The organism is Pseudomonas sp. 22526, from assembly GCF_052044735.1.
GTDB lineage: Bacteria > Pseudomonadota > Gammaproteobacteria > Pseudomonadales > Pseudomonadaceae > Aquipseudomonas > Aquipseudomonas piscium.
Map to the genome: position 1 here is coordinate 67,336 of NZ_JBQENK010000011.1, position 26,172 is coordinate 93,507.

26 protein-coding genes are annotated in these 26,172 nt (G+C 64.7%); 10 read left to right on the plus strand and 16 right to left on the minus strand.

The annotated features are described in order from the left end of the window. Nucleotides 1–175: 175 nt before the first annotated feature. The 4 genes from ACTJKT_RS18195 to ACTJKT_RS18210 all read right to left on the minus strand — a co-directional run bounded on the left by ACTJKT_RS18195 (nucleotide 176) and on the right by ACTJKT_RS18210 (nucleotide 2,802). Entirely contained in the window at nucleotides 176–562 is a 387-nt protein-coding gene (locus ACTJKT_RS18195) for a hypothetical protein (RefSeq protein WP_440788033.1), read from the minus strand. 290 nt (nucleotides 563–852) lie between these two features. Next, nucleotides 853–1,143: a hypothetical protein gene (locus ACTJKT_RS18200; protein ID WP_440788150.1), complete on the minus strand. Its 291-nt coding sequence runs from the start codon at nucleotides 1,141–1,143 to the stop codon at nucleotides 853–855. Between the two features lie 171 nt (nucleotides 1,144–1,314). Then, nucleotides 1,315–2,121 carry a lytic transglycosylase domain-containing protein gene (locus ACTJKT_RS18205; RefSeq protein ID WP_440788034.1) on the minus strand — a complete coding sequence of 269 codons (807 nt, stop codon included), beginning with the start codon at nucleotides 2,119–2,121 and terminating at the stop codon, nucleotides 1,315–1,317. 390 nt (nucleotides 2,122–2,511) lie between these two features. After that, nucleotides 2,512–2,802 (minus strand): hypothetical protein, encoded by a 291-nt coding sequence (locus ACTJKT_RS18210; protein ID WP_124373069.1) that lies wholly within the window; start codon nucleotides 2,800–2,802, stop codon nucleotides 2,512–2,514. 411 nt (nucleotides 2,803–3,213) lie between these two features. On the opposite strand from ACTJKT_RS18210, the gene ACTJKT_RS18215 reads away from it, so the two are divergent. Next, nucleotides 3,214–3,594, plus strand: coding sequence for a RidA family protein (locus tag ACTJKT_RS18215; RefSeq protein WP_053278499.1), 381 nt, complete (start codon nucleotides 3,214–3,216; stop codon nucleotides 3,592–3,594). 124 nt (nucleotides 3,595–3,718) lie between these two features. Further along, on the plus strand, nucleotides 3,719–5,707 hold the full coding sequence (locus tag ACTJKT_RS18220; protein ID WP_440788035.1) for a peptidase U32 family protein: 1,989 nt from the start codon (nucleotides 3,719–3,721) through the stop codon (nucleotides 5,705–5,707). Between the two features lie 131 nt (nucleotides 5,708–5,838). Here ACTJKT_RS18220 and ACTJKT_RS18225 read toward each other — a convergent pair whose 3' ends face one another. Beyond that, complete coding sequence (locus ACTJKT_RS18225) at nucleotides 5,839–6,384, minus strand: thioesterase family protein (protein ID WP_440788036.1); 546 nt, start codon at nucleotides 6,382–6,384, stop codon at nucleotides 5,839–5,841. 106 nt (nucleotides 6,385–6,490) lie between these two features. On the opposite strand from ACTJKT_RS18225, the gene ACTJKT_RS18230 reads away from it, so the two are divergent. Further along, a complete protein-coding gene (locus tag ACTJKT_RS18230; protein ID WP_440788037.1) occupies nucleotides 6,491–7,453 on the plus strand; it encodes a GlxA family transcriptional regulator in 963 nt (320 codons plus the stop codon). 93 nt (nucleotides 7,454–7,546) lie between these two features. Here the strand turns inward: ACTJKT_RS18230 and ACTJKT_RS18235 are convergent, their stop codons facing one another. Genes ACTJKT_RS18235 through ACTJKT_RS18245 form a run of 3 tightly spaced genes read right to left on the minus strand, consistent with a single transcriptional unit; the run spans nucleotide 7,547 to nucleotide 13,284 of the window. Beyond that, nucleotides 7,547–8,947, minus strand: coding sequence for an efflux transporter outer membrane subunit (locus ACTJKT_RS18235; protein ID WP_440788038.1), 1,401 nt, complete (start codon nucleotides 8,945–8,947; stop codon nucleotides 7,547–7,549). Nucleotides 8,948–8,952: 5 nt separating this feature from the next. Next, nucleotides 8,953–12,093 carry a multidrug efflux RND transporter permease subunit gene (locus tag ACTJKT_RS18240; RefSeq protein WP_440788039.1) on the minus strand — a complete coding sequence of 1,047 codons (3,141 nt, stop codon included), beginning with the start codon at nucleotides 12,091–12,093 and terminating at the stop codon, nucleotides 8,953–8,955. A 27-nt stretch (nucleotides 12,094–12,120) separates the two neighbouring features. Then, on the minus strand, nucleotides 12,121–13,284 hold the full coding sequence (locus tag ACTJKT_RS18245; RefSeq protein ID WP_053278504.1) for an efflux RND transporter periplasmic adaptor subunit: 1,164 nt from the start codon (nucleotides 13,282–13,284) through the stop codon (nucleotides 12,121–12,123). A gap of 171 nt (nucleotides 13,285–13,455) precedes the next feature. Between ACTJKT_RS18245 and ACTJKT_RS18250 the strand changes: the two genes are divergently transcribed. The 3 genes from ACTJKT_RS18250 (at nucleotide 13,456) to ACTJKT_RS18260 (ending at nucleotide 15,474) form a co-directional block, all read left to right on the plus strand. Beyond that, complete coding sequence (locus tag ACTJKT_RS18250; RefSeq protein ID WP_053278505.1) at nucleotides 13,456–14,016, plus strand: TetR/AcrR family transcriptional regulator; 561 nt, start codon at nucleotides 13,456–13,458, stop codon at nucleotides 14,014–14,016. Between the two features lie 114 nt (nucleotides 14,017–14,130). Continuing rightward, the gene (locus tag ACTJKT_RS18255) at nucleotides 14,131–14,970 is read left to right on the plus strand and encodes an AraC family transcriptional regulator (protein ID WP_440788040.1); all 840 of its coding nucleotides are present in this window, start codon (nucleotides 14,131–14,133) and stop codon (nucleotides 14,968–14,970) included. A 93-nt stretch (nucleotides 14,971–15,063) separates the two neighbouring features. Then, nucleotides 15,064–15,474 (plus strand): hypothetical protein, encoded by a 411-nt coding sequence (locus tag ACTJKT_RS18260; protein ID WP_440788041.1) that lies wholly within the window; start codon nucleotides 15,064–15,066, stop codon nucleotides 15,472–15,474. A gap of 270 nt (nucleotides 15,475–15,744) precedes the next feature. Here the strand turns inward: ACTJKT_RS18260 and ACTJKT_RS18265 are convergent, their stop codons facing one another. Next, nucleotides 15,745–16,674: a LysR family transcriptional regulator gene (locus ACTJKT_RS18265; RefSeq protein ID WP_440788042.1), complete on the minus strand. Its 930-nt coding sequence runs from the start codon at nucleotides 16,672–16,674 to the stop codon at nucleotides 15,745–15,747. 137 nt (nucleotides 16,675–16,811) lie between these two features. Between ACTJKT_RS18265 and ACTJKT_RS18270 the strand changes: the two genes are divergently transcribed. Together ACTJKT_RS18270 and ACTJKT_RS18275 are read left to right on the plus strand one after the other, a co-directional pair. Next, complete coding sequence (locus ACTJKT_RS18270) at nucleotides 16,812–17,867, plus strand: tartrate dehydrogenase (RefSeq protein WP_440788043.1); 1,056 nt, start codon at nucleotides 16,812–16,814, stop codon at nucleotides 17,865–17,867. 91 nt (nucleotides 17,868–17,958) lie between these two features. Beyond that, nucleotides 17,959–19,299 carry a dicarboxylate/amino acid:cation symporter gene (locus tag ACTJKT_RS18275; protein WP_440788044.1) on the plus strand — a complete coding sequence of 447 codons (1,341 nt, stop codon included), beginning with the start codon at nucleotides 17,959–17,961 and terminating at the stop codon, nucleotides 19,297–19,299. Nucleotides 19,300–19,311: 12 nt separating this feature from the next. On the opposite strand, the gene ACTJKT_RS18280 is transcribed toward ACTJKT_RS18275, so the two are convergent. The 6 genes from ACTJKT_RS18280 to ACTJKT_RS18305 form a co-directional block, all read right to left on the minus strand. Further along, a complete protein-coding gene (locus ACTJKT_RS18280; protein WP_440788045.1) occupies nucleotides 19,312–19,752 on the minus strand; it encodes an N-acetyltransferase family protein in 441 nt (146 codons plus the stop codon). 13 nt (nucleotides 19,753–19,765) lie between these two features. Then, nucleotides 19,766–20,164, minus strand: coding sequence for a hypothetical protein (locus ACTJKT_RS18285; RefSeq protein ID WP_440788046.1), 399 nt, complete (start codon nucleotides 20,162–20,164; stop codon nucleotides 19,766–19,768). A 115-nt stretch (nucleotides 20,165–20,279) separates the two neighbouring features. Further along, nucleotides 20,280–20,645, minus strand: a complete 366-nt coding sequence (locus ACTJKT_RS18290; protein WP_440788047.1) for a DUF2784 domain-containing protein — start codon at nucleotides 20,643–20,645, stop codon at nucleotides 20,280–20,282. A gap of 36 nt (nucleotides 20,646–20,681) precedes the next feature. Beyond that, on the minus strand, nucleotides 20,682–21,401 hold the full coding sequence (pcsA, locus tag ACTJKT_RS18295; RefSeq protein ID WP_007924962.1) for a phosphatidylcholine synthase: 720 nt from the start codon (nucleotides 21,399–21,401) through the stop codon (nucleotides 20,682–20,684). 293 nt (nucleotides 21,402–21,694) lie between these two features. Continuing rightward, on the minus strand, nucleotides 21,695–22,291 hold the full coding sequence (locus tag ACTJKT_RS18300; protein ID WP_097302925.1) for an NADPH-dependent FMN reductase: 597 nt from the start codon (nucleotides 22,289–22,291) through the stop codon (nucleotides 21,695–21,697). Continuing rightward, nucleotides 22,288–23,142 carry a sterol desaturase family protein gene (locus tag ACTJKT_RS18305; protein WP_440788048.1) on the minus strand — a complete coding sequence of 285 codons (855 nt, stop codon included), beginning with the start codon at nucleotides 23,140–23,142 and terminating at the stop codon, nucleotides 22,288–22,290. Before ACTJKT_RS18305 ends, ACTJKT_RS18300 begins: the two co-directional genes overlap by 4 nt. Nucleotides 23,143–23,211: 69 nt before the next feature. Here ACTJKT_RS18305 and ACTJKT_RS18310 point away from each other — a divergent pair, with 69 nt between their 5' ends. Together ACTJKT_RS18310 and ACTJKT_RS18315 are read left to right on the plus strand one after the other, a co-directional pair. Beyond that, entirely contained in the window at nucleotides 23,212–24,171 is a 960-nt protein-coding gene (locus ACTJKT_RS18310) for an AraC family transcriptional regulator ligand-binding domain-containing protein (protein WP_440788049.1), read from the plus strand. Between the two features lie 135 nt (nucleotides 24,172–24,306). Further along, entirely contained in the window at nucleotides 24,307–25,548 is a 1,242-nt protein-coding gene (locus tag ACTJKT_RS18315; RefSeq protein WP_440788050.1) for an MFS transporter, read from the plus strand. Here the strand turns inward: ACTJKT_RS18315 and ACTJKT_RS18320 are convergent. Then, on the minus strand, nucleotides 25,545–26,171 hold the full coding sequence (locus tag ACTJKT_RS18320) for a TetR/AcrR family transcriptional regulator (protein ID WP_440788051.1): 627 nt from the start codon (nucleotides 26,169–26,171) through the stop codon (nucleotides 25,545–25,547). The two genes, ACTJKT_RS18315 and ACTJKT_RS18320, sit on opposite strands and share 4 nt — an antisense overlap. Nucleotide 26,172 lies beyond the last annotated feature (1 nt).

Here is a 26,172-nt window from a genome sequence, read left to right on the forward strand (position 1 = left end):
CTCAAAAGGTCATGGCAGGTGCTTCAGCCAAGTGCTTGTATCCACCTGGATGAGCATGCGGGGGCAGGCCTCTAAAAGTCTGGGTATGGGGGGCTTGAGGTTCAGTCAGTGGCGCGATGTTTTTCGTCAGTTCACGAAAGCCTACTTCAACAAACCAAGGTTTGGTGTCTTGTTGTTACTCTGGTTGGCACTGTTTGTTCAATAAGCCAGGAAACAGTTTTGGCGCGATTTTATTGTCAACAGCGATTGTTAAGTTACCGGTGTTTAATTCGTTGCGGATAGTCGTGGTGCTGATTTTTATATTGTTTATGTAGGTGGCTACCGTCTTGCCCAGGTACTTTCGTGAGACCTGCAATAGTTGTTCGGTTGCGTCTGGCTGCAGTTTTACTTCCAGTTTGATGAGGCCAGGGTTGATATTAGCCTCGTCTTTAACTGCTATTTTCAGCTCTTTGAAGTCGCAGGAAGAGTTGAACCTGATTTCGGCTTCCGATGTCGAGGCCATGCTTTGTGAAGCCAGGGAGAGGGTAAGCAGTAATGTCGAGATGCGAACTGTCGAGAACATGAATACCTCTTTTCAGTCGGAGTGATGGCACTCGGGATTGTCGTCTGCGCAGCAGCTTACTCTAAGTCATGAGTGGGTTGTCAGCCTCTGGAATAAGCAGCCGAATAAAAAAGGTGTGAGCTTATTTCGCCCAGGGTTGAGGCTTGGGAGGGAGAGTGGTTAGAGGATCGACAAAGAGCCCGCATGATGCTCCTTGAAATCCCTTCAACCAATGCCGCGTGGGGAACGCGGCAAGTCAGTGGCCTGCATCCGTGCCGATGGCCGGGTGCTATGTCGAGCGGGGCTGCCGATCAGGTGTGGAGCAGGGCGATGGCAAAGGAAACCACGATCATGCAGGCGACCGCAAAATTGATATTCATGACGTACTTGTCCGAGGGTTTAAAAGTGGCGCCATTTTGCCGGCATCGGGCGCAAATGAAAAATTCGCTTTCATGATTTGTATGATCGACAGGAGTGATGACTGAGGGCGTCGTGCCACCGGGGATATCTACTACGGGCTCTGGTAGCCGATCGTCATCGCGGTGATGACGGCGATCCTGGGCACCTTGTTCCTGCCGGAAACCAAGGATCGGGACATTCATCACGCCTGAAGGCGCTTACCCGTCCTCTCCCGGGGGGAGAGGACGTATTGCCAACGTCATGCCTGACTCGGTCATTTCTTCCGAGCGTTGATCTACGTGGGTTAAGTGCCAGCGTTATCCGCCGTGGAGGGGCCAGCGTATTACCTGTTCCGGGTTATGCGCCCTGCGGTACTAGCGACGGTTGCGATAGCGTTCGGTCAAGGACTGCACGAGGCTGACGTAGGATTGCGTCTCGGCGTAGGGAGGCACCCCGTTGTACTCGACCACGGACGCTTCGCCGGCGTTGTAGCCTGCCAACGCCAGCATCTGGTTGCCGTTGAAGCGTTTGAGCAGCCAGGCCAGGTAGCGCACGCCGCCACGAATGTTCTGTCGTGCGTCGAACGGATCGTCCACAGCGAAGCGCTCGGCGGTGGCGGGCATCAACTGCATCAGCCCCTGGGCGCCTGCTTCGGAAATAGCGTTGGGGCGAAACGCCGATTCGGCATGTATCACTGCGCGGACCAGTGCCCTGTCGACACCATAATGATCCGAAGCGGCTTCGATCTCCCGTCGATAGGAATGAGTGTCCAGGCGCAGTGAGGCGACCTTGAAGTCCTTTGGCGCCATGCACAGATAGCAGCCCTTGATGTAATAGAGCTCAAGGACATCGACCCGCGCGGAAATCCCGACGGGGCGCCGGCTCACATATTGACGAATACCCCTGTGAATGAAGGTGTACACCAGAATCCGCACCGCGCCTGAGTCGTCCTTTCGCACAAGTCGTGGCCGGGCCAATGCCTTGGCGCCGACACCGGCGTGCGCCATGCCATTCAGGCGAGTGCAGCGGGCGCTGGGGATGGCTTGGCTGGTGTAGCTGACGGCTCCGTCCCTGGCTTGGCACTTGAACATGGCGCTGGCGCACAGTGGAGCGACCAGCAAGGCCAGCCCGATGCCGCCAAGAAGGCTCTTGCGAGCCCATCGCCATGCTCTGGAACTCATCACATCGCTCCGCGCTGCAGGCGCCGATTAGGCCTGGGGAAGCCTGGCCCGGGAGCTGTCTTTGGAGGGCCTGCTCTGGGTGACCCGCCTTTTGTTCTGATAGTTATACCCCTTGCAACCGGCCTTGGAACTTGCGTTGACGTACGGGCTGCCGGCGTTCCCAGGCGAGGTGCAGACCTGATTGCTCGCTCGACGCGTCGTCCCAGCTTGCCAGGGCCGGGCGCAAGTCCGATCCGCGGTTGCTTGTGAGTGGCAGCAATAGACCCAGGGCCGTCGCTCGCTGCTAGCGCAAGCCAACCCTATCTGATGATTGCGCACGCTCAGCTCTGCGCGAAGCAAACCTACAAAGCTTGCAACAGCGAGAGTGGCGGGGGGCAAACGGAGGGTGCGCTACTTGATCTGCACAATGACCGGTCCTTCCGTCACGATCGGCGGGTCGGCGTGGATATTCGAGGCATTTTTCTGAATCCAGTCGCGCGCGACTTTCAAGCTCGCATCGGTACCGGTCTTGTCCGTGCAAACCGTCACGGACGTACCGCCATCACCCGTATTCAGCAGTGTGTAGCTGATGAGGCCAGGCACCGTCCGCAGTGCCGCTTCGACGTCGGTGCTGCGCTCTTCCAGAAGCTTGAAAAGCTGCTTTGCTCCAGTACCCAGGTAGGTTCGTATAACCGCATACATGATCGTCTCCTTGGGGAGTACGTCTTGATGTCAATCCAGATCCGCTGATAGTCGTTATCACTCAGGTTTCAGTCCGTCCTGATTTATTAAGCTTAGCCACGCGTCGGCGCCAGGCGAAAGGCAACGACCACTGGCCACTTTTGGCCGTTTGCGGCCCATTGGAAAAGACCAATCATCGACCTGCCCCAGTCGTTCGCAGGGCGCGTTAACCGTTCGATGACGCGCCTGCCATGGCGCGTTTACCGGGTGTCTGGCGGTCGAGGAGGCGGACCTTTTTACACAGTGGGCACAGGTGGTTTTCCCGCCGATTCGCCCACGTCCGGCGCCGGGCCTGTAGACTGGCGCGCGCAGGCTGGTGCCGCCACGGCTCCAGCGACCCTTTCCTTATCCCCCCCGAACAAGAGCGCCCCCATGGCCAACCACGATATCGACTTCATCCCCGATCCTGACGCGGACTCCATCTCCTCCGATGTCGCCGGCTTTGCTGGCATCCTGGTTTCCACCCAGATCCCCACCCGCGCCGACGGCAGCCTGGAACTGGGCGGCATCACCGAGCAGAGCGAGTGCACCCTGCAGGCGCTCAAGGTGGCGCTGGAAAAGGCCGGCAGCTCCATGGACCGGGTCCTGCACCTGACCATCTACCTCACCGACATGGCCGACCGCGCCGCGTTCAACCAGGTCTACCAGCGCTTCTTCGCCAAGCCCTGGCCGGTGCGCGCCGCCGTTGGCGTGGCGTCCCTGGCGGTCGAAGGCATGCGCGTGGAAGTCACCGCGATGGCGGCCAAGGCCTGAGTTCTGGTCTTTAGCCGGTGGCGCCGCTCGGCGAGTGGGCGCCACCGGGCAGTACACGGGTGCCGGTCAGGCGTTTCGCCGCTACAATGCGCGCCTCGACCGTGACAAGCCTGACTAAAAAAATATGTCCTTGCCCAAGCATCACCTGGAATTGCTCAGCCCTGCCCGCGATGTAGCCATCGCCCGCGAGGCCATCCTGCATGGCGCCGACGCCGTGTACATCGGCGGCCCGAGCTTCGGCGCGCGCCACAACGCCTGCAACGAGGTGAGTGAAATCGCCGAGCTGGTGGAGTTCGCCCGGCGCTACCACGCGCGGATTTTCACCACCATCAACACCATCCTCCACGACAACGAGCTGGAGCCGGCGCGCAAGCTGATCCACCAGCTGTACGACGCGGGCGTCGACGCGCTGATCGTCCAGGACCTGGGCGTGATGGAACTGGACATTCCGCCGATCGAGCTGCACGCCAGCACCCAGACCGACATCCGCACCCTGGCGCGAGCCAAGTTCCTCGACCAGGCCGGTTTCTCGCAACTGGTCCTGGCCCGTGAGCTGAACTTGCAGGAAATCCGCGCCATCGCCGACGAAACCGACGCGGCGATCGAGTTCTTCATCCATGGCGCGCTGTGCGTGGCCTTCTCCGGGCAGTGCAACATCTCCCATGCGCAGACCGGCCGCAGCGCCAACCGTGGCGACTGCTCCCAGGCCTGCCGCCTGCCGTACACCCTCAAGGACGAAAAGGGCGGCGTGATCGCCTACGAGAAACACCTGCTGTCGATGAAGGACAACAACCAGAGCGCCAACATCCGCGCCCTGGTGGAAGCCGGCGTGCGCTCGTTCAAGATCGAAGGGCGCTACAAGGACATGGGCTATGTGAAGAACATCACCGCCTACTACCGCCAGCGCCTGGACGACGTGCTCGAAGACCGTATCGACCTGGCTCGCGCTTCCAGCGGCCGCACCGCGCACTTCTTCCTGCCCGACCCGGAAAAGACCTTCCACCGCGGCAGCACCGATTATTTCGTCACCGATCGCAAGATCGACATCGGCGCCTTCGACTCGCCGACCTTCACCGGCCTGCCGGTGGGCGTGGTGGAGAAAGTCGCCAAGCGCGACCTGCAAGTGGTGACTCACGAGCCGCTGTCCAACGGTGACGGCCTCAATGTGCTGGTCAAGCGTGAAGTGGTGGGTTTCCGCGCCAACATCGCCGAGCCCAAGGGCGAGTTCGAAGAGGACGGCGAGAAACGCTATCGCTATCGCGTCGAACCCAACGAGATGCCGGAAGGCCTTTACAAGCTGCGGCCGAACCACCCGCTGAACCGCAACCTCGATCACAACTGGCAACAGGCGCTGCAGAAGACTTCCGCCGAACGTCGCGTGGCCCTGAGCTGGGTCGCGTGCCTGCGTGAAGAGCAGTTGGAAGTGACCGCGACCAGTGAAGAGGGGATCAGCGCCAGCGTGACCCTGAACGGTCCGTTCGGCGTCGCCAACAAGCCGGAGCAGGCGCTGGAGCAACTGCAGGATCTGCTCGGCCAGCTCGGCACCACGCAGTACCACGCCATCGACATCAAACTCGATGCGCCGCAGGCTTACTTCATCCCCAACTCGCAGCTCAAGGCGTTGCGCCGTGAGGTGATCGAAGCCTTGACCGCCGCGCGGATCGCCGCCCACCCGCGGGGCAGCCGCAAGTCCGAGACCACGCCACCGCCGGTGTACCCGGAATCGCACCTGTCGTTCCTGGCCAACGTCTACAACCAGAAGGCCCGCGACTTCTATCACCGCCATGGCGTGAAGCTGATCGATGCGGCCTACGAGGCCCACGAAGAGGCCGGCGAAGTGCCGGTGATGATCACCAAGCACTGCCTGCGTTTCTCCTTCAACCTGTGCCCGAAACAGGCCAAGGGCGTGACTGGCGTGCGCACCAAGGTGGCACCGATGCAGCTGATTCACGGTGACGAAGTGCTGACCCTGAAGTTCGACTGCAAGCCGTGCGAGATGCACATCATCGGCAAGATGAAAGGCCACATCCTCAACATGCCGCAACCGGGCAGCGTGGTCGGCCATATCAGCCCCGAAGACCTGCTCAAGACCATCCCCCGCGCTCCGCACTGAGTGAGTGGGCGGGCGCGTCGCCATGGCGTCGCGCTTGCCCGCTCGGTCACACGCTGGCTGTCGCGCATCAACGCCATTGTCGACCCGGGTCGGCAATGGCGTTCTTGTCTCAGGTTATGTTCCGGCTTGTTTCAACGCGCCGCAGCTTCCTCGGCACGCAACTGAACGCTCATGTCATCGCAGCTTTGCGACCAGTCCTTCAGCCACTGTGGCAGCTCGGGCGATTGCTCCAGGCCCAGCTCATGGACGAACTCACCCGGGGCGATGGTGCCTTTGGCCGAACGGAACAGCCCGCGCATCACCACCACCCCGGTCACCCGGCCTTTGCTCACGAAGCGGTGTTCCATAAAGCTCCATTTCTCGTCCCAGCCGAGGATCCGGCTGTGGACCTCGAAGGCTTCGAACAGCTTCAGTTCCCGGCGGAACTTGCCCCACACGTCGCCGACGATCGGCACAGCCCTGTGGCGCAGGGCCACGCGGTAGGCGCCGCTGCGCAGGACGAAGTCCATGCGCCCGAGGTCGGCCAGGGTGAAATAGCGACCGTTGGTGACGTGGCGGTTGAGGTCGAGATCGAGCGGCCAGACGCGCATGCGCACGACGGTGGTGGCCAGACCTTCGACCGGCTTGCGCCACGGACGACGAAACAGCATGAGCAGCATGCGGAACCAGAGATTCATGAGTACACCGATGATTGAAAAGATGGCCGCACTTTAGGGGAGGGGAATCGGCTAAGGTAGGTGCGCAAATGACATTTTTCATGCGAAAAGCGCAACGGAATCCACTATGCACGTCACCTTGCTCCTGGCCGATCACTGTTCCGCCGCCAGCGCCACCCTGGCCCTGGAAGTGTTGAGCGCCGCCAACCTGTTCGCCGACACCGCCAGCGCACCGTTCGAGGTGGTGGTCGCCTCGCTGGATGGCGCCGATGTCAGCGCCTGGGGCGGGCAAGCGCTGCGGGTGCAACGCTCCTTGGCCGAGATCGCCCGGACCGACCTGGTGCTGATCCCCGGTTTCCTCTTCACCTTGAAGGAGGCCTTGCCGGCATTTGCCGGCCATGGGCCCTGGTTGCGGCAACAGCATGCCCGGGGCGCGGTGCTGGCATCGATGTGCACGGCCACCTTCCTGCTGGCCGAAGCCGGCTTGCTGAAGGGCGCCCGCGTCACCACCCATTGGGCCTTCGCCGAACTGTTCCGGCGGCGTTACGCCGGGGTCGAGCTGGACGAAGGGCAACTCCTCTGCGAGGACCAGGGCCTGATCACCAGCGGTGGCGCCAGCGCGGCCATGGATTTGCTGCTGCACCTGGTGCGGCGCTTCGCTTCCCTGGAGCTGGCGCAGAAGTGCGGCAAGTACCTGTTGATCGACAAGGTGCGCAGCGAGCAGTCGGTGTATGTCATGTGGTCATTGCCGAAGAGCCATGGCGATGGCGAGATCCTGCGGGTGCAGGACTGGCTGGAGCAGCATTTCGACCAGCCGCTGCTGATCGACGACACGGCCCGGCGCTTCGGCTTCGGCGTCAGGAATTTCAAGCGCCGCTTCAAGGACGCCACCGGCTACACGCCCCTGGCCTATCTGCAGACCCTGCGCCTGGAGAAGGCCAAGGAACTGCTGGAGTCCACGCGCATGACCCTGGACAGCATCACCTACAAGGTGGGCTACGAAGACAGCAACTCGTTTCGCCGGCTGTTCCAGCAACGGGTCGGCCTGCTGCCGGCGGCTTACCGCAAGAAGTTCCAGGCCGCCGGCTGAGTGCCGATGACCAGCGCCGGCCGGCGCAAAAAAAAAACGGGCAGGGCAGTGGGCTTGCCTGCCCGCTGTCCTGCCCGGATTTACCGCACAAGCCTAGAGTGGCTGTTTGTCCCAGCCACCGCCCATGGCCCGGAACAGGTCCACCAGGGCGATCTGCCGCTGGGTGCTGATGCGGATCAGCGTGGACTGGTCGTTGAAGGCGCTGCGCTGGGCATCCAGGTAACGCAGGTGATCGTCCAGGCCGCTGTCGTAGCGGGCCTTGGCCAGCGCCAGGGTGGCCTGGCTGGTGCGGGTCAGGCCCTGGCGCGCGGCCTCCTCGCGACGCAGGGTGTCACTGGCGGCGAGGGCGTCGGCCACTTCGCGGAACGCCTGTTGCAGCGTGCCTTCGTAGGCGGCCACGGCGCTGTCCTTGCGCACCTCGGCCAGGTCCAGGCTGGCCCGGTTGCGCCCGCCGGCGAAGATCGGGATCGACAGCGAAGGCAGGAACGACCAGGACCGCGAACCGCCGTCGAACAGCCCGGACATCTCGCTGCTGGAAGTGCCCAGGCTGCCGCTCAGGGTGATCCGCGGAAAGAACGCCGCCCGCGCCGCGCCGATATCGGCGTGGCGGGCCTTGAGCCGATGCTCGCTGGCCAGCACGTCCGGACGCCGGGCGAGCAGCTCGGACGGCGCCCCGGGCAGCATGTCCTGCACCAGCAGCAGTTCGCTGCCTGGCTGGGCGGGCAGGGCGTGCAGCGCGTTCGGCGTGCCCACCAGCAGGGTCAGGGCATTGCGCGCCAGGCGCAGCTGGCGGTCGGTGTTTTCCAGATCGGCCCGGGATTGCTCCACCAGGCCCTGGGCTTCCTGATAATCCAGGGCCGTGGCGGTGCCGATGGTGCGCCGCTGGCCGATCAGTTCCAGGGACTGTTCGCGGCTGCGCAGGGTGTCCCGGGTCAGGGCCAGCTGGCGCTGGGCGCCGTCCCAGGTCAGGTAGGCCTGGATCACCTCGGAGATCAGCGCCAGCTGGCTGGCGCGGGTGGCTTCCTCGGTGGCCAGGTATTGCTCCAGGGCGGCGTCCGACAGGTTGCGCACGCGGCCGAACAAGTCGATCTCGTACTCCGGCAGGCTCAGCCCCACCTGGTAGGTGCTGGACACCCCGGCCGTCTGGCTGGACGACAGGTCGGCCGGCAGGCGCTGGCGGTTGCCCGAGCCGCTGGCGTTCAGCCCCGGCAAGCGGTCGGCGCGCTGGATGCGGTATTGCGCCCGGGCCGCCTCGATGTCCAGCAGCGACTGGCGCAGCGAGCGGTTGTTGGCCAGGGCGCTGTCCACCAGCGCCCGCAGGTCGGGATCGAGGACGAAGGCTTGCCACTGCGGCAGCTCCTTCGGCGTCGCGGCCTGGCCTTCCCAGGTTGCGGCGATCGGCGCCGGCGGACGCTCGTAGCGCGGTGCCAGGGAGCAGCCGGCCAGCAACAGGGCCAGGGGCAGGGCGGCGTAGATCAGGGGGGTGGATTTCATGCCGGTCATTCCTCGGTCCGCGCAGGTTGCAGGTCATCGTTGCTCGTCGTGGGTTCGCGGCGCAGCAGCGACAGCACCCAGACAAAGAAGATCGGGACGAAGATCACCCCCAGCAGGGTGGCGCTGAGCATGCCGCCGATCACCCCGGTGCCGATGGCGCGCTGGCTGGCCGCGCCGGCGCCGGTGGCCAGGGCCAGCGGTACCACGCCGAGGATGAACGCCAGGGAGGTCATGACGATCGGCCTGAAGCGCAGGCGCGCCGCCTTGAGGGCCGCGTCCCGCAGGCTATAGCCTTCGGCCCAGAGGTCCTTGGCGAACTCGACGATCAGGATCGCGTTCTTCGCCGCCAGGCCGATGATGGTGATCAGGCCGACCTTGAAGTACACGTCGTTGGGCATGCCGACGGCGGTCACCGCCAGCACCGAGCCGAGGGCGCCCACCGGCACGATCAGCATCACCACCAGGGGAATGCTCCAACTCTCGTACAGCGCCACCAGCAGCAGGAACACCACCACGAAGGCCAGGGCGAAGAGTTGCAGGGCCTGGCCGCTGGCGATCTTTTCCTGGTACGACAGGCCGGTCCATTCGTAGCCGATGCCGGCCGGCAACTTGGCCGCCAGGCGTTCGATCTCGGCCATGGCCTCGCCGGTGCTGACCCCGGGCATGGCATCGCCGGAGATGCGGATCGCCGGGTAGCCGTTGTAGCGGGCGATCTGCACCGGGCCTTCTTCCCAGTGGGTGGAGACAAAGGCGCTCAGGGGCACCAGGGCGCCGCTGCTGTTGGGGATATAGAGCTTGAGCACGCTTTCCGGGGTCATGCGCTGGCTCTGGTCGGCCTGCACCACCACCCGTTGCTGGCGCCCGGCGTTGGCGAAGTCGTTGATCACCGCCGAGCCGAAGGCGGTGGACAGCGCATTGTTGATCGCATCGAACCCCACGCCCAGGGCCTGGGCCTTGTCCCGGTCGATGTCCAGGCGCAGCTGGGGCGCCTCGGCCAGGCCCTCCATCATCGCGTAGAGGATCTTCGGGTTGCCGTAGGTTTCGCCGAGCAACTGGTCGCGGGCCGCCAGCAGGGCCTCGCGCCCCAGACCGCCACGGTCCTGCAGGCGCAGGGAGAAACCGCCGGAGTTGCCCATGCCGTCGATTGGCGGCGGGCTGACGGCCATCACCGTGCCGTCGTCGGGGCTGGCGAAGCGCTGGTTGACCTGGGCGGTTTCCGCCTCGGCCGACTGCTCGGCGCCGCGTTGCGACCAGTCCGTCAGGGTCGGGAAGGCCAGGGCAGCGTTTTCGCCCTGCCCGGAGAAGCTGAACCCCAGCACCAGGAAGGTGTTGGCCACGGCCTCGCGGGAGGCGAGGAACTGCTCCAGCTGCTGGCCGGTGGCCGAGGCGCGCTCGCGGGAGGCGCCCGGTGGCAGCTGCACGTCGACGATCATGTAGCCCTGGTCTTCCACGGGCACGAAGGACTCGGGCAGGCGCAGGTAGACGAAGCCCAGCAGCATCACCACGCCCAGGTAGACCAGCATGTAGCGCCCGGCGCGTCGCACCAGGTGGCTGTTCAAGGCGCTGTAGCGCTCGGTCAGGCGGCCGAACAGGCGGTTGAAGGCACCGAAGAAACCGCGTTTCTCATGGTGCCCCGGGGCCACCGGCTTGAGCAGGGTGGCGCACAGGGCCGGGGTGAAGGTCAGCGCGAGGAACCCGGAGAACAGGATCGACACCGCCAGCGACAGCGAGAACTGCTGGTAGATGACCCCCACCGAGCCGGCCATGAACGCCAGCGGCATGAACACCGCCGACAGCACCAGGGTGATGCCGATGATCGCCCCCGAGACCTGGCCCATGGCCTTGACGGTGGCCGCCGCCGGGGACAGGCCTTCCTCGGCCATGATCCGCTCGACGTTCTCTACCACCACAATGGCGTCGTCCACCAGGATGCCGATGGCCAGCACCATGCCGAACATGGTCATCATGTTCACCGAGAAGCCCAGCAGGTACATCACCGTCAGCGTACCGGCCAGGCACACCGGCACCACGATGCTGGGAATCAGGGTGTAGCGCAGGTTCTGCAGGAACAGGAACATCACCAGGAACACCAGGACCATGGCTTCGATCAGGGTGTGGATGACCTTCTCGATGGCCACGTCGACGAAACGCGAGGTGTCGTAGGGCACGGAGTACTGGACGTTCTCCGGGAAGTTCACCGACAGCTCGTGCAGGCGCTCCTTGACCGCGCTGGCGGTCTTGATCGCGTTGGCCCCCGGCGACAGCTGGATGGCCGCGCCCACCGCCGGCTTGCCGTTGAGGCGGGTGGTGAAGTTGTAGTCCTGGCTGCCGACCTGGATCCGCGCCACATCGCCCAGGGTGACCTTGGAGCCGTCCTGGTTGGCGCGCAGCACGATGCGCGCGAATTCCTCGGGGTTGTCCAGGGTGCCCTTGACCGCCAGGGTGGCGGTCAGCTCCTGGCCGACCGCGCCCGGGGCGCTGCCGAAACTGCCCGCCGGGACCTGCACGTTCTGCGCGCGGATCGCGTTGCCGATGTCCTCGATGGACAGGCCGTAGCCCACCAGGCTCTGCGGGTCGAGCCAGACCCGCATGGCCGCTTCCGAGGCGAAGAACTGCAGCTTGCCCACGCCTTCGACCCGGCGGATCTCGTTGTTGACGTTACGCGCGGCGTAGTCGGCCAGCAGGGTGGTGTCCTGCTCCCGGGCGCCTTCCTTGTAGCTCAGGGCATAGATCATCAGGAAGCCGGCGCTGGTCTGTTCGACCTGGACGCCTTGGCTGAGCACGGCCTGGGGCAGGCGCGCCTCGGCCTTCTTCAGGCGGTTCTGCACCTCCACCTGGGCCATGTCCGGCTGGACGCCCGGCTCGAAGGTGACGACGATTTCGGCGACACCGTTGGAGTTGCTGGTGGAGTCGAAATACAACAGGCCCTTGGCGCCGTTGAGTTCCTCCTCGATCACGCTGGTGACCGAATCCACCAGCACTTTCGCCGAGGCGCCGGGGTAGGTGGCGGTGATGCTGATCTGCGGCGGCGCCACGCTGGGGTACTGGGCCACCGGCAGGGCAGGGATCACCAGCAGGCCGGCCAGGGAAATGAACAAGGCGACGACCCAGGCGAACTTGGGCCGTTTGATAAAGAACAGAGACATGGTGTGTCCTCGAACGCAGGGCCGGGCTTACTGGCGGGCTGCCTGCTGCTGCGCGGGTTGCGGATCGGGCTGTTGAATGGCGACCTTGTCGCCGGGGTTGAGGCCGCTCATGCCACCGACAATGACCTTATCGCCGCTGGCCAGGCCCTGGGTGATCTGCCAGCGCTTGTCCTGCATGACGCCGGTCTGCACCGGGCGCTGGGCGACGCTGTCGCTGGCGTCCACCACCAGCACCCGGGCCTGGCCGTCGCTGCCGCGCTGCACCGCGCGTTGCGGTACCAGCAGGGCCTGGCGATCGGTGCCCTGGGGCACCTTCACCCGCACGTACATGCCCGGCAGCAGGGTGCCTTCGGGGTTGTCGAAGCGCCCGCGCAGGGACACCTGGCCGGTGCCGCGGTCCACCGAGACGTCGGAGAACAGCAGTTCGCCCTGGCTCTGGAACTCAGTGCCCTCGACCTGGATCGACAGCCGCGACTCCTCGCCGGCGGACAGGCTGCCTTGCTTGAGCGCTTCGCGCAGGCGCAGGGCCTCGGCCACCGGCTGGGTGAAGTCGGCGTAGATCGGGTCCAGTTGCTGGATGCGCGCCATCAGGGTCACTTCGCCCTGGCCCACCAGGGCGCCCTCGGTGACCAGGGCCCGGCCGATGCGCCCGGAGATCGGCGCACGGACCGTGGCGTAACCCAGGTTGAGGCGGGCGGTTTCCACATCGGCGCGGGCCGACTGGCGGGCGGCCTGGCTGCTCTGCAGGGCGGAGCGGGCGGTGTCGAGGTCCTGTTGGCTGACCGCTTCGACTTTCGCCAGTTGTTCATAACGCTTGAGCCGGGCCTGGGTCTCGCTTTGTTGCGCCTCGATCCGCGCCAGTTCGCCCTGGGCGCGGGACAGCGCGGCCTTGAGCGGTGCCGGGTCGATCTGGAACAGCAGGTCGCCGGCCTTCACGTCCGCGCCTTCCTCGAAGTGGCGCTGGATCACGATACCGGCCACCCGAGCCCGCACTTCGGCGACCCGCACCGGCTCGATACGGCCGGGCAGTTCGCTGCTCAGGGCCAGGGTTTCGGGGAGGACGGTCAGGGTCTCGACCTGCCTGGGCGCACTCGGTTGCGCTCCGGGCTGCTCGCCATTACCGCAGCCGGCCATGCCCATCAGGGCCACCGCTGCCAAGCTCAATACACGCAATTCGCGCAACGCATTCATGTTTCACCTGAAGGCTGGTTCTGGAAAGGCGCGAATAATATCTTCAAGGATCTTATGAGGCAAATTTGTCTCAAATGATTCTTTTGTGTTAAAAAGTGTCAACTCCCTTGAGCTTGTAGGGATTTTCTGCACAATGCGTGCGTTCTTCCTGCCCAGAATGAGTCTGCCTTTATGTCTTCGCCCGCTTCCGACGAAAAACTCCTCAAGGCGCTGGCCGTGGCCATCGTCGACCATCCGTGGGGGACACTGAAGGAACTGGCCGAGGCGGCGGGGGTGAGCAAGGCCACCCTGCATCGGTTCTGCGGTACCCGGGACAACCTGATCGAGATGCTGATGAGCCACACCTGCGAGGTGATGAAGCAGATCATCGAGACCGCGGACCTGCACCAGGCCGCGCCGGCGGTGGCCCTGCGCAATCTGATCCAGTTGAATCTGGCGCAGCGCGAGTTGCTGCTGTTCATGGTCTTCCAGTACCGCCCGGACACCATGGCGCCGAACGCCGAGGGCAATCGCTGGCAGCCATGCATCGACGCCCTGGACGCCTTCTTCCTACGGGCGCAGCAAGAGGGTTACCTGCGCATCGACGTCAGCGCGCCGGTGTTGAGCGATCTGTTCATGACCCTGATCTGCGGCATTGTGGATTCCGAACGCCTGGGTCGCGCTGCTCCAGCAGGATCGGCTTTGGTCCTGGAACAGATGTTCCTGCATGGCGCGGCAACGCCGTCGTCCTGATTCTCGGCGTGTCGTCGGCGCTGCTTGGCGAAATGCCCTGTGGCCAGCACAATCCCCTGCGTCAGAGGCTCGGGCCGGTCAGTGGCTCGAGTCTCATCCTCCACGGGTTTCGCCATGCCGGTACTGCACGACCAATATCAACCCCAGGACCCGGACCGGATCGACCGGCCGCTGTATGCGCTGCGGATCTCCATGCAGGCCACGCGCTGGGAGCGACCCTGGCACAGCCATCGCAAGGCGCAGCTGCTGTTCCCGCTGGCCGGGGTGATCACCTGCGAGACCGACGAAGGCCTGTGGATGGCGCCGCCGCAGTGCGCGGTGTGGATTCCCGGGGATATGCGGCACAACGTGCGGGGCCTGGAGCGGACCGAGAGTTACTGCCTGTTCGTCGAACCGGAACAGGTCCGCGGCCTGCCCGAGGCCTGCTGCACCCTGGCGGTTTCGCCGCTGTTGCAGGAGCTGCTCAAGCGTTGCGTGGAAGTGCCCGAGCTCTATGACCTCGACGGCCCGCAGGGGCGCTTGATGGCGGTGGCCCTGGATGAACTGGCCGCCGCGCCCCAGGAACAGATCCACCTGCCCATGCCCCGGCACCCGCAGTTGCGCGCCATGGCTGCGTCGATCATCGAGCAGCCCGCCGAGCGCCGCAGCCTGGGTGGCTGGGGCGAGCAGATCGGCATGAGCGAACGCAACCTGAGCCGGCTGATCCTGGCCGAGACCGGCCTGAGTTTCGGCCAGTGGCAACGCCAGTTGCACATCCTGCTGGGGATCAAGCGCCTGGCCCGTGGCGAGTCGGTGGAGAGCGTGGCGCTGGGCCTGGGTTATGAAAGCGCCAGCGCCTTTATCCGCATGTTCAAGAAGGCCGTGGGCCAGCCGCCGGCGCGTTTCCTCGCTGAGCGCGGGATGCTGCTGGGCGACCAGGCGCCGTCTCGGGACGCTGAATCTTCATTTGGCTGAATCGGTCAATAGCTTGTCCAGGTTGACTGATGCAGACAAGGCTTCCTTTGCAGATGATAGACATTCTTGTTTGTCTCTTGTCGAGGAAGCCTTATGAACATCGATCATCGTCAGTTTCCCCTGGTCTGGATGCACTACCGTGGCGCGGCCGGCCAGACCGATCCTTTCAGCCAGCTCGACCAGTTGCTGCAACGCCAGAAACCCTTTGTGCTGGTGACCGCCGACGCGCCTGGGGAACAACCGCAGCAGGGCGAAGACGCCCAGGCCAGCCTCAAGCAGGCCTCCTTGTGGATGAAGCGCAACAAGGAGGCGATCCGCCGCTGGATCCGCGCCAGTATCGTGATCGCCCCCGACGGCGCGACCCAGGCCCGGGTGGAGGCCTTCGCCGACACCTACCGCAAGTTCTGGGGCTACCCCTTGCTGCACTGCGCTTCGAAGGCGGCCGCCGTGGCCATGGTCGACCAGTTGCTGGGGCACAAGCGGATCAATAGCCATAACTGGTAGGTGTTCCCGGCAGACCGCGTCGTGGCCATCGCCCCTACGGGACGTGCACAGATCTGCTTCTATAGGAGCGCAGCTTGCGCGCGATGAAGGACAACGCGGTGTGCCAGACATTCCGCGTCGCGGCTATCGCGGGCAAGCCTCGCTCCTACAGGATCGTGTGTGATCTGCTTCTGTAGGAGCGCAGCTTGCGCGCGATGAAGGACAACGCTGTGTGCCAGACACTCCGCGTCGCGGCCATCGCGGGCAAGTCGGATCGCCGCCCGCTTGCTCCTAGATCTGGGTGGGCGGCGACTCCGGTTCATCGAGGTTGTCGATGTGCTTGAAGCGTTCCACCAGGAAGTCGATCAGGCTGCGCACTCGCGCTGACAAATGCAGCTGTTGCGGATAGACCGCATAGACGTCGGCGCGGGTCGGGGTCTGGTCTTCCAGCACCAGGCGCAGGCGGCCGCTGCGCACATAGCGGGCGATGTCCCATTCGGCCCGCAGCAGGATGCCGTAACCTTCCAGGGCCCAGTTCAGGGCCACCTCGCCGTCGTTGCAGCCCAGGGCGCCGCGGACCTTGACGTTCTGCGTGCGCCCGCCGTTGGTAAAACTCCAGACCCCGTAGGGCGTCTCGTTCTGCCGCAGGAAGATGCAGTTGTGCTGCTGCAGGTCCGCCAGGCGTTGCGGCACCCCATGCTTTTGCAGGTACAGCGGCGAGGCGCATAGCAGGCGGCGGTTGGAGGCGATCTTGCGCGCATGGAAGGCCGCGTCCGGCAGGCTGCCGAAACGGATGCCCAGGTCGAAGCCGTGGGTCGCCAGATCCAGCGGGTGGTCGCTGATTTCCAGTTGGATCTCCACCTCGGGGTAACGCGCGAAGAACGCGGCCAGGGCCGGGCCGATGTAACGCCGGCCGAACCCCAGGGAGGCATTGACCCGGATCAGGCCCTTCGGTGTCGCCCGGCTGCTGCCGAGCAACTGCTCGACCTCGTCGATCTGGGTCAGGATGCGCGCCGCATGGGAGAAATACAGTTCGCCTTCCGCGGTCAGGCTCATGGAGCGGGTGGTGCGGTTGACCAGGCGGATGCCCAGCCGCGCCTCCAGCGCGGACAGGCGCTTGCTCACCGCCGGCGGGGTGACGCCCAGCTCCCGGGCGGTGGCGGCCAAGCTGCCCTTGTTGGCCAGCAGGTAGAAAAACGACAGATCGAGGCTCTGGTTCATTGGTAACTCAAAGTTATGTATGTAGTGATTTTGAGTAACTCATGCGGCTTTTCTCACTACATATACTCCGCCCACACCCTGTCTGGACAGCCCTGTCCGACAGGCACGACAAGAAGGCAACGAGAGTGGAGCGGACCATGAGTGCATACAGAATTGCGGCGATCCCGGGTGATGGCATCGGTGTGGAAGTGATCGCCGCGGGTGTCGAGGTGTTGCAGGCGCTGGCGAAGAAGTCGGCCTTCCAGCTGGACTTCAAACACTTCGACTGGAACTCCGACAACTACCTGAAAAACGGCTACTACATCCCTGAAGGCGGCCTGGCGGAGTTGAAGACCTTCGACGCGATCTTCTTCGGCGCGGTCGGCGCCCTCAACGTGCCGGACCATATTTCCCTGTGGGGCCTGCGCCTGCCGATCTGCCAGGGCTTCGACCAGTACGCCAACGTGCGGCCGGCGCGGGTGCTGCCAGGGGTGAAAAGCCCGCTGCACAACGGCGAGCAGATCGACTGGGTGGTGGTGCGGGAAAACTCCGAGGGCGAATACTCCGGCAACGGCGGCCGGGTGCATCGCGGCCTGCCCGAAGAGGTGGCGACCGAGGTCTCGGTGTTCACCCGGGCCGGGGTCGAGCGCATTCACCGTTTTGCCTTCGAGCTGGCGCAAAGCCGCCCGCGCAAGCACCTGACCCTGGTCACCAAGTCCAACGCCCAGCGCCACGGCATGGTGCTGTGGGATGAGATCTTCTATGAGGTCGCCCGGGATTTCCCGGACGTCAAGGTCGACAAGGAACTGGTGGACGCGGTGACCACGCGCATGGTGCTGAAACCGGCGAGCCTGGACGTGATAGTCGCCACCAACCTGCACGCCGACATCCTCTCCGACCTGGCCGCGGCACTGTCCGGCAGCCTGGGCATCGCCCCGACCGCCAACCTCAACCCGGCGCGGCGTTTTCCCTCGATGTTCGAGCCGATCCACGGCTCGGCCTTCGACATCACCGGCAAGGGCGTGGCCAACCCGGTCGCGACCTTCTGGACGGCGGCGATGATGCTCGAACACCTGGGCGAAGCGGCTGCGGCCAAGCAGCTGATGTCGGCTATCGAGGCGGTGACCGAGAGCGGCCTGCACACGCCTGACCTGGGCGGCACGGCCAGCACCCGGCAGATCACCGACGCGGTGCTCGCCCTGATCAATCGCTGATTCACAGTCGTACTGCGGCACAACGCCAGGGGCCGGGCAACGATCCGGGCCCCTGGCATTTCCTGACAACAATAAGAATCAGGGCCCTGTGATGAAAAGAATACTTGGCAAACTCTACGTGCAAGTCCTTATCGCCGTGATGCTCGGCGCCCTGGTCGGGGTGCTGGTGCCGGAAACCGGCGCCGCGTTGAAACCCTTGGGCGACGCCTTTATCAAGTTGATCAAGATGCTCCTGGCGCCGGTGATCTTCCTCACCGTGGTCACCGGCATCGCCCGCATGGAAAGCATGAAGGAGCTGGGCCGGGTCGGCTTTCGCGCGCTGATCTATTTCGAGGTGGTCTCCACCCTGGCGCTGGTGGTGGGGCTGGTGGTGGTGGATGTGTTCAAGCCCGGCGCCGGCATGAACATCGATGTCGCCAGCCTCGATACCGCCAGCCTGGGCACCTACACCAGCGCCGCCAAGCACGCCTCGTTCATGGACTTCGTGCTCAACATCATTCCCGACACCATCGTCGATGCGTTCGCCAAGGGCAATGTCCTGCAGATCCTGCTGTTTTCCATCCTGCTGGGCATTGCCCTGGCCCAGGTCGGGCCTCGCGGGAAATTCTTCGTCGATGCCCTGGACAGCCTGATGCAGGGCATGTTCCGCATCGTCAACATGGTCATGCACCTGGCCCCCATCGGCGCGTTCGGCGCCATTGCCTTCACCATCGGCAAATACGGTTTCGGCTCGCTGTTTTCCCTCGGCAAGCTGATGGCCTGCGTCTACCTGACCTGCGTGGTGTTCGTGATCTTCGTGCTGGGGCCGATCTGCCGCTACAGCGGTTTCAGCCTGTGGAAGTTCCTGCGCTTCATCAAGGAGGAGCTGTTCACTGTCCTGGGCACCAGTTCGTCGGAGTCGGTGCTGCCGCAGATGATTTCCAAGATGGAAAAGGCCGGCGTGTCCAAGCCGGTGGCCGGGATGATCATTCCCTCGGGCCTGACCTTCAACCCGGACGGGCAGGCAATCTACTACAGCATCGCCGCCATCTTCATCGCCCAGGCGACCAATACGCCGCTGACCCTGACCGACCAGTTGATCGTGCTGGCGGTGCTGATGTTCACCTCCAAGGGCTCGGCGGGGGTCACAGGTTCGGGCTTCATCATTCTGGCGGCGACCCTGGCGTCACTGGGTACCATTCCGGTGGCGGGCATGGTGCTGCTGTTAGGCGTCGACCGCTTCATGTCGGAGGCCCGGGCGATCACCAATACCATCGGCAACGGGGTCGGCACCCTGGCCATCGCCAAATGGGTGGGGGCGCTGGATACGGCGAAGATGCACAAGGCGTTCAATGGCGAAGTGGAGGAGGCGCAGCCAGCGCCTGACAGCACGCCGTCAACGAAAGGGACGGGCTCTTTGCTGCCCGGCCTGGAGAAAGCCTCCCGGGCCTAGCCTTCGGGTCGCCTACAAGGCCTTGCTCATGAACACCCGGCTGCTGCCTTCGGGGTCACAGGCGACCTCGCCGAAGCGTTGCCAGCCGTGTTTCTCGTAGAAGGACGGCGCCTGGAAGCTCAGGGTGTAGAGCACGGCCGAGCGACAGCCGCGGCGCCGGCCTTCGTCTTCGCATGCCTGCAGCAGTTGGGCGCCGAGGCCCGAGCCGCGCAGGCTGTCGGGCAGGTAGAACAGGTCGATGAACAGCAGGCCCAGGGAGGTGCGCCCGCTGATGCCGCCCAGGACCTGGCCGGTCTCCGGGTCCTTGAGTTCCACGGCCAGGGGCTGCCGATCGTTGTAGCCGGTCATCTGCTCATTGAAGGTGGCGAGGCCGATGTCGAGCAGGGTTTCGAAGCTGCTGTCGAGCGTGTCGCTGATAAGGATCAAGGGGTTGGTGGTGACGGTGGGTTTCATAGGGGATTCCAGTTCAGGCGTCGCGCAACAGGTCGTGGGCGTCGAGCAGGCGGTAGGCGATTTCCGGGTTCTTTTCCAGGCCACGGCGGATGGCGGCAGGGATCGATTGGCGGGTCTTGCGGCACAGGCCCGGCAGTTGGTCGAGCTGGATGGCGATGCCGCGCATGCTGCGCACTTCGTTGAAGCTGGGGGCGATCTGCACGCGGATGCCCAGCAGTTCGTACATCCGCCGCTGCATGTGTTCGAGGTCGCTCAGGCTTTGCAGGTTTTCCAGCCGGTCGAGCAGGCGCTTCTCTTCCTGGCGGGTCAGGCCGAGGATGCGCAGGTCGGTGCCAGGGGTTTGCAGCAGGCGCTCGCGATCGCAGTCGCAGGCACCGGGCGGGCAAGGCTGGCGGATCTGGAAATCGGGCATCTATGGACTCCACTCGAAGCGATCGCGGATCGCCGTTGCCCACGGGGTTGCCTGGAAATATACACAGACGGGGCAGGCTGTGGCGCGGCAATCGACGACCATGCCGGCGATTTTTTCAAGGCTGCCGGCGCCGCCACAGCAGGCGCCCGTAGACCAGGGCGTTGATCAGCAGCACCAGCGCGCCGAGGCCCAACTGGATCTGCGGCGTCAGCCCGGCCGGGTAGATCAGCGGGATCAGGTAGTGCTCGATGAAACCGTCGCCATAACCCTGCTGGCCGGCGCCGTGGCGCATGCGGTTTTCCCAGTCGGTCAGGGGGCAGGGCAGGTGGAAGACTTCGACCGCCACGCCCCAGATCGCGGCGGGCAGGTGCAGCCAGGCCAGGCGCGGCCACTTGAGCACCAGCAGGCCGCCGAAGAGTACGAACAGAATGAAGGTCAGGTGCAGTGATACCAGGCTGTCAGCGGCGAAGCGGTAGAGCATGTCGAGTCTCGTTGCGGTCAGGGGTACGGCAGTGGTTCAGGTTCGCGCGCGGTCGAACCAGCCCAGCGCGGTGCGCCAGATGCAGATGCCCAGGAAGTACGCCGACATCGCCAGCCACAAGCCCATCACCCAGGGGCCATTGTAGGGATGGTTGATCACCAGCGACAGGCTGCACAGCAGCCAGATGGCGGTCACCGCGATGTTCACCGGCATGAAGCGGCGCACGCGGAAGGGGTGGAGGAATTTCATCCGGGTCAGGGTCAGCAGCGCCAGGACCACGATGCTCGAAAGGCTCAGCCAGGGTGTCGGGGCAAGGATGTACAGCGCCAGCGCCACCACGTTCCAGGCCGCGGGAAAGCCGACGAAATAGTTGTCCTTGCTCTTCATGTTGACGTTGCAGAAGCAGAACAGCGACGACACCAGGATCACCGAGGTCGCCAGCAGCGCGCTGTAGTCCGGCAGCGGGATATAGCGATAGATGAACAACGCCGGGATGAACACATAGGTCAGGTAGTCGATCACCAGGTCCAGCACCGAGCCGTCGAAATGCGGCAACACCGACTGCACATTGACCTTGCGCGCCAGCGAGCCGTCGACCCCATCGACGATCAGCGCCACGCCCAGCCACAGCAGGCAGGCCTTGGGCTGGTTGTCGAACAGCGCCAGGGTGGCGAGAAAGGCCGTGACCACCCCGGTAGCGGTGAAACCATGGGCGCCCCAGGCTTTGAGACTGGCGATGTGTCGGGTCGTTATCACGGGCGTTCTCCAGGAAATGAAACCAGCCGTACGACGCCCTATTGGAAGAAACGGGGGCTTATCGCCAAACCTGGCCAGACTGCATCTATCGACCGGGCAGGCGGCGATAAGGTTCACCGCTACCCCCTGTCTTTGTCAGGCCGCCCATAGGCTTGTCGGCATGCAGCATGGCGCCCAAGCCCGTGGCGGCTCCTAAGACTGTAGCCACAGTTTGGCGAGGACGGGCGTCGGTGAAAGCGAATTTCTTCACGGCGTTGGGGAGGCCGAGGCCGTTCACTTCCGGTGTCGCGGTGCTACATCCCGTTGGCGAAGGGGACGTCCCGGATATCGATGCACGAGCGCAGGTGCTTCATCGCACCGGCGTACCTGGCCAGGACCTCCAGGGTCCAGTCGGCGCGAGCGCGCAGGTGGCGTTCTTCAGGCGTGGGTTCGGCATGAGCATTGAATACGCCTTCCACCTGGCGAACGATCAGTTGTTCCGGCAAGTAGCAGATCCGGCAGTTCTTGTAGCTGGAGACGCGCAGCTCGGCGAGCGGGTAGGCGCCGCCCACGCCGGCCGAGACCCCGACCAGCAACGCCGGCTTGTGCCCCAGCTCGGTGTGGCCGGCATACACGAAGAAATTCTTGATGGCCGGGCAGGCCATGCCGTTCCACTCCGGCGTCACCACCACCAGCGCGTCGGCCTGGAGCAAGCTGGCCGAGTACTGGCTCCAGATGGCGTTCGAGTCCGGGCTTGGCCAGAGCGGCAAGGGCGAGCGCCCGAGGTCGAGCAGCGTGACCTGCTCGCAGAGTTTCAGCTGGCGCAGGCGTTGGCCCAGGTAATGGGCGACCTTGGCCGACTGGCTGTCGGGCTGGCTGGAGCCGGCGATCAGCACGATATGCAGGCTCATTGCGCCACCTCCTGCTTGGCTTCGGGACGCGCCGCCGGTTTGGGCGAACGCACCAGCGGCCAGAACAGTTCCTGCTGCCAGCTGATGGGGCGCAGGTCCTCGATGCCATAGGTGCTGGGTCGGCGGCGGGTGATTTTCGCGGTGCCGAACAGCACATCCCAGAAGAACAGCAGATTGCCGAAATTGCCCTTGTAGTGGGTCACCCCGTCATGGGCATTCAAACCGTGGTGGGCGGAGTGGGTGGAGGGGGTCGAGATGGTTCGCTCCAGCAGCCACATCAGCGGGCGCAGGGCCGGGATGCGATAGAGCCTGTCGTCCCAGGCGACGCTGCTGTGGGCGGCGAAGATCACCGTCATCTTGACGATCAGGTAGCCGTAGTAGACCGGCGCCAGGCCCATGTAGATAAGCATGCCGGAGAGCCAGATGCCCGGCATCAGCAGGTAATAGAAGCTGTTGTTGCGGTAGACGATGCGGATGCTCATGTAGGGCGCCGAATGGTGCGCGCGGTGCAGCGCATAGAGGAACGGCAGGCGGTGGGTCAGGCGATGCCACCAGTACTGGGTCATGTCATCGAGCACCAGGAACAGCGCCGCGCCCGCCACCCAGTGCAGCTCGCCCAGGCTGTTCTTCAAGGACGGCGCGAAGGTGTCCAGCAGCAGGGTGCTGAGGAACATCACCAGGGGGAAGGTGAGGCCCAGCAACAGCGAGGAACCGATGATCTCGATCAGCACATCGCGGCGCTGGCCCTTGGGTTGGCGAAAGCAGGTACAGGCGATTTCCAGGAGGATGAAACCGAGGAAAATCCCGGCCACGACCAGGATTGGATTGTTGGCGAGCATTGTTGTATTCATGGCAATCTCGAGTCAGGCCCGACATGGGCATTGCCCGAACAATAAGAAACCAAGAGCCGCCCGGACCCTATGCGCGAACTGGACAAAAACACTGGCGAAGAGGCCAATCAACCGGTCCGCCGTTTTCACCGGGGCCAGCTCGGCCGGGTGCTGGAGCGGGTGCTGCAACGCCAGACCCGCGGCGACCGCCAGGATTACAACCTGCTCGAGCTGGAGCAGTTGTGGCGCCTGGCGGCGGAGCGCGACCCGGCCATCGGCCTGCACCTGTTCGGCGAATTCACCCCCCAGGACCTGCACGTACTGGCCTACATCTGCCTGTACTGCCCGGACGTGCGCGGCGCCATGCAATGCTGGGCCGACTACGCCGCGCTGGCCTCGGACATGGACAACCTGAGGCTGGTCAGCGACGGCGATCTGCTCGGCGTCGAACTGCGTATCGACGCACCCGCCGGGCTGACCCGCTACGTGGTGGAGCATTACTGCGTCATGGCCCTGACCCAGATGCGTCACGGCACCGGGCAACCCGTGCGGCCGGTGCGCGCCTGCTTCAGCCATCCGCGACCGGCTTACCACGAGGAATATCGCCAGTGGTTCGGCGACCATCTCGAGTTCGATTGCCCGCACAACTGCCTGTACTACGACCAGGCCACCCTGCGCCTGCCGCTGCTGACGCGCCACGCCGGCATGCAGGAGTTGCTGCGCAGCGAACTGGACCGCCGCCTGGCCCAGCGCCTGCAACTGGGCGGCTGGACCGGCAAGGTCGCGGCCAGCATGCGCGACAGCCTGGCCCGGGGCGTGGTGCCGAGCCTGGAGAACCAGGCCGAGGCGCTCTACCAGAGCCCGCGCACCCTGCGCCGACGCCTGGAAGAGCAGGGCATGACCTTTCGCCAACTGCTCGATCAGGTCCGCGCCGAGCTGGAACAGCAACTGGAGTTTCTCGGCGAGAACCGCGCCCAGGTGGCGGCCCAGCTGGGCTACGGCGACCTGGCGGCGTACCTGCATGCCCGCAAGCGCTGGAAGCGCGACTGAATCCATCACGCTCGCGACATCACAGCAGGCGTCGTTCAGATTCCTTGGAGGAATCCACTCCATAAAAAACATGAATTTTATTTATCGAATTCGAGCCTGTAGCGTGGCCCCGTCCTTGACCGATGGAGCGCCCCGATGTCCACCCCGCAGTCGCTGTCTCCCGCCGAACGCTACTGGCAGCGCAACCTCGCGGTGTGCGCCCTGGGGGCGTTCACCACCATTGTCGCGATGACCCTGCTGTTGCCGTTCCTGCCGTTGTACGTCGAGCAACTGGGCGTCAGCGACCCGGCGGCCATCGTCCAGTGGTCCGGCGTGGCCTTTGGCGCGACCTTTCTGTCGGCGGCGATCACCGCGCCCTTGTGGGGCCGCCTGGGCGACCGCTACGGGCGCAAGCTGATGCTGATCCGCGCCAGCCTCGGCATGGCGGTGGCGATGTCGCTGATCGGCCTGGCGGAGAACGTCTGGCAACTGGTGCTGCTGCGCCTGCTGGCGGGTTTGCTGGGCGGTTATGCCTCGGGGGCGACCATCCTGGTCGCCACCCAAACCCCCAAGGCGCGCTCCGGCTGGGCCCTGGGCGTGCTGTCTTCGGGGATCATGGCCGGCAGCCTGGCCGGGCCCCTGATAGGCGGTCTGCTGCCGCCGCTGATCGGCATCCGCAACACCTTCTTCATCGCCGGGGCGGTGATCTTCGTGACCTTCCTGGCCACCACTTTTTTGTTGAAAGAGGCGCCGCGCGAGCCGCGCCAGGCAACGCAAAAGGGCCAGGCGCCGGAGCATTCCTGGGCGTCGGTGACAGACAAGAAACCGCTGCTGAGCATGTTCGCGGTGGCCTGCCTGCTGATGTTCGCGACCATGTCCATCGAGCCGATCATCACCGTGTATCTGCAGGAACTGCGGGCGGATAACCTCACCCTGATGGCGGGCCTGGTGATGTCCGCCGCGGCCCTGGGCAGCATCATTTCCGCTTCGCAGCTGGGCAAGCTGGCCGACCGTATCGGCCACTGGCGGGTGCTGACTGTGTGCCTGGCCGCGGCGGCGCTGCTGCTGATTCCCCAGGCGTTGGTCAGTGCGCCCTGGCAACTGGTGCTGCTGCGCTTTCTCATGGGCCTGGCCCTGGGCGGGCTGTTGCCTTGCATCTCCAGCATCATTCGCCATTCGGTGCCGGAACACATCGCCGGGCGGATGCTCGGCTACTCGACCTCCAGCCAGTACGTCGGGCAGGTGCTCGGCCCCCTGGCCGGGGGCTTTCTCGGCGGGCACTTCGGCATGCGCACGGTGTTTGTCGGCACTTGCGGCGTCATGGCCTTGTGCGCCCTTGTCACCTGGTGGGTCGGCTCGATGAAGCCTGCCGTGCCGGTGGCAGGCGAAGCGGGCTAGACCGGGCCGGAACCGCGCCGCGCACTGCGCTCAACCATGGCGATGATGGTGTCGAACAGCTCGTCGCGGGCCTGCTCGCGGCTGATTTCTCCGGTGGCCGCCGCATGGGACAGGGCCTCGGCAGCCCCGAGCATCGCCCGCAGGCCAGCCGTTGCTATGGTCCCGGGCGCCGCGAAGGGGGCGAGGGCGGTGCGGCATTTTTCCAGGAAGATCAGTTCGTACTCCTCCTTGATCCGCGCCAGTTCCGGCGTACTGGCCAGCGCAGCGATCACCCCGGGGATCTCCCGTCCCTGGGTCAGCACACAGTCGACATAAGACCCGGCGATGACCGCCGCGCGGCTGTCCAGGGTTGCTTCGCTGCGGTCCAGGGCGGCGTCCATCAATAGCGTCTGGCGTGCATCGAAGTCCTGGTACAGCGCCGCCAGCAGCCCGGCGCGGGTGACGAAATGGTCATAGACCACCGGCTTGGTCACCCCGGCCTGCTCGGCGAGCCGGCCCAGGGTCAGGGCCTCGGTGCCTTCCGCGCCGATCAATTGCCAGGCCACTTCCAGCAACTGTTGCAGGCGCTCTTCCCGGGACAGGCGGCGACGGGGTGGTGAAGCCTCGGAGGGGGTGCTTGACATG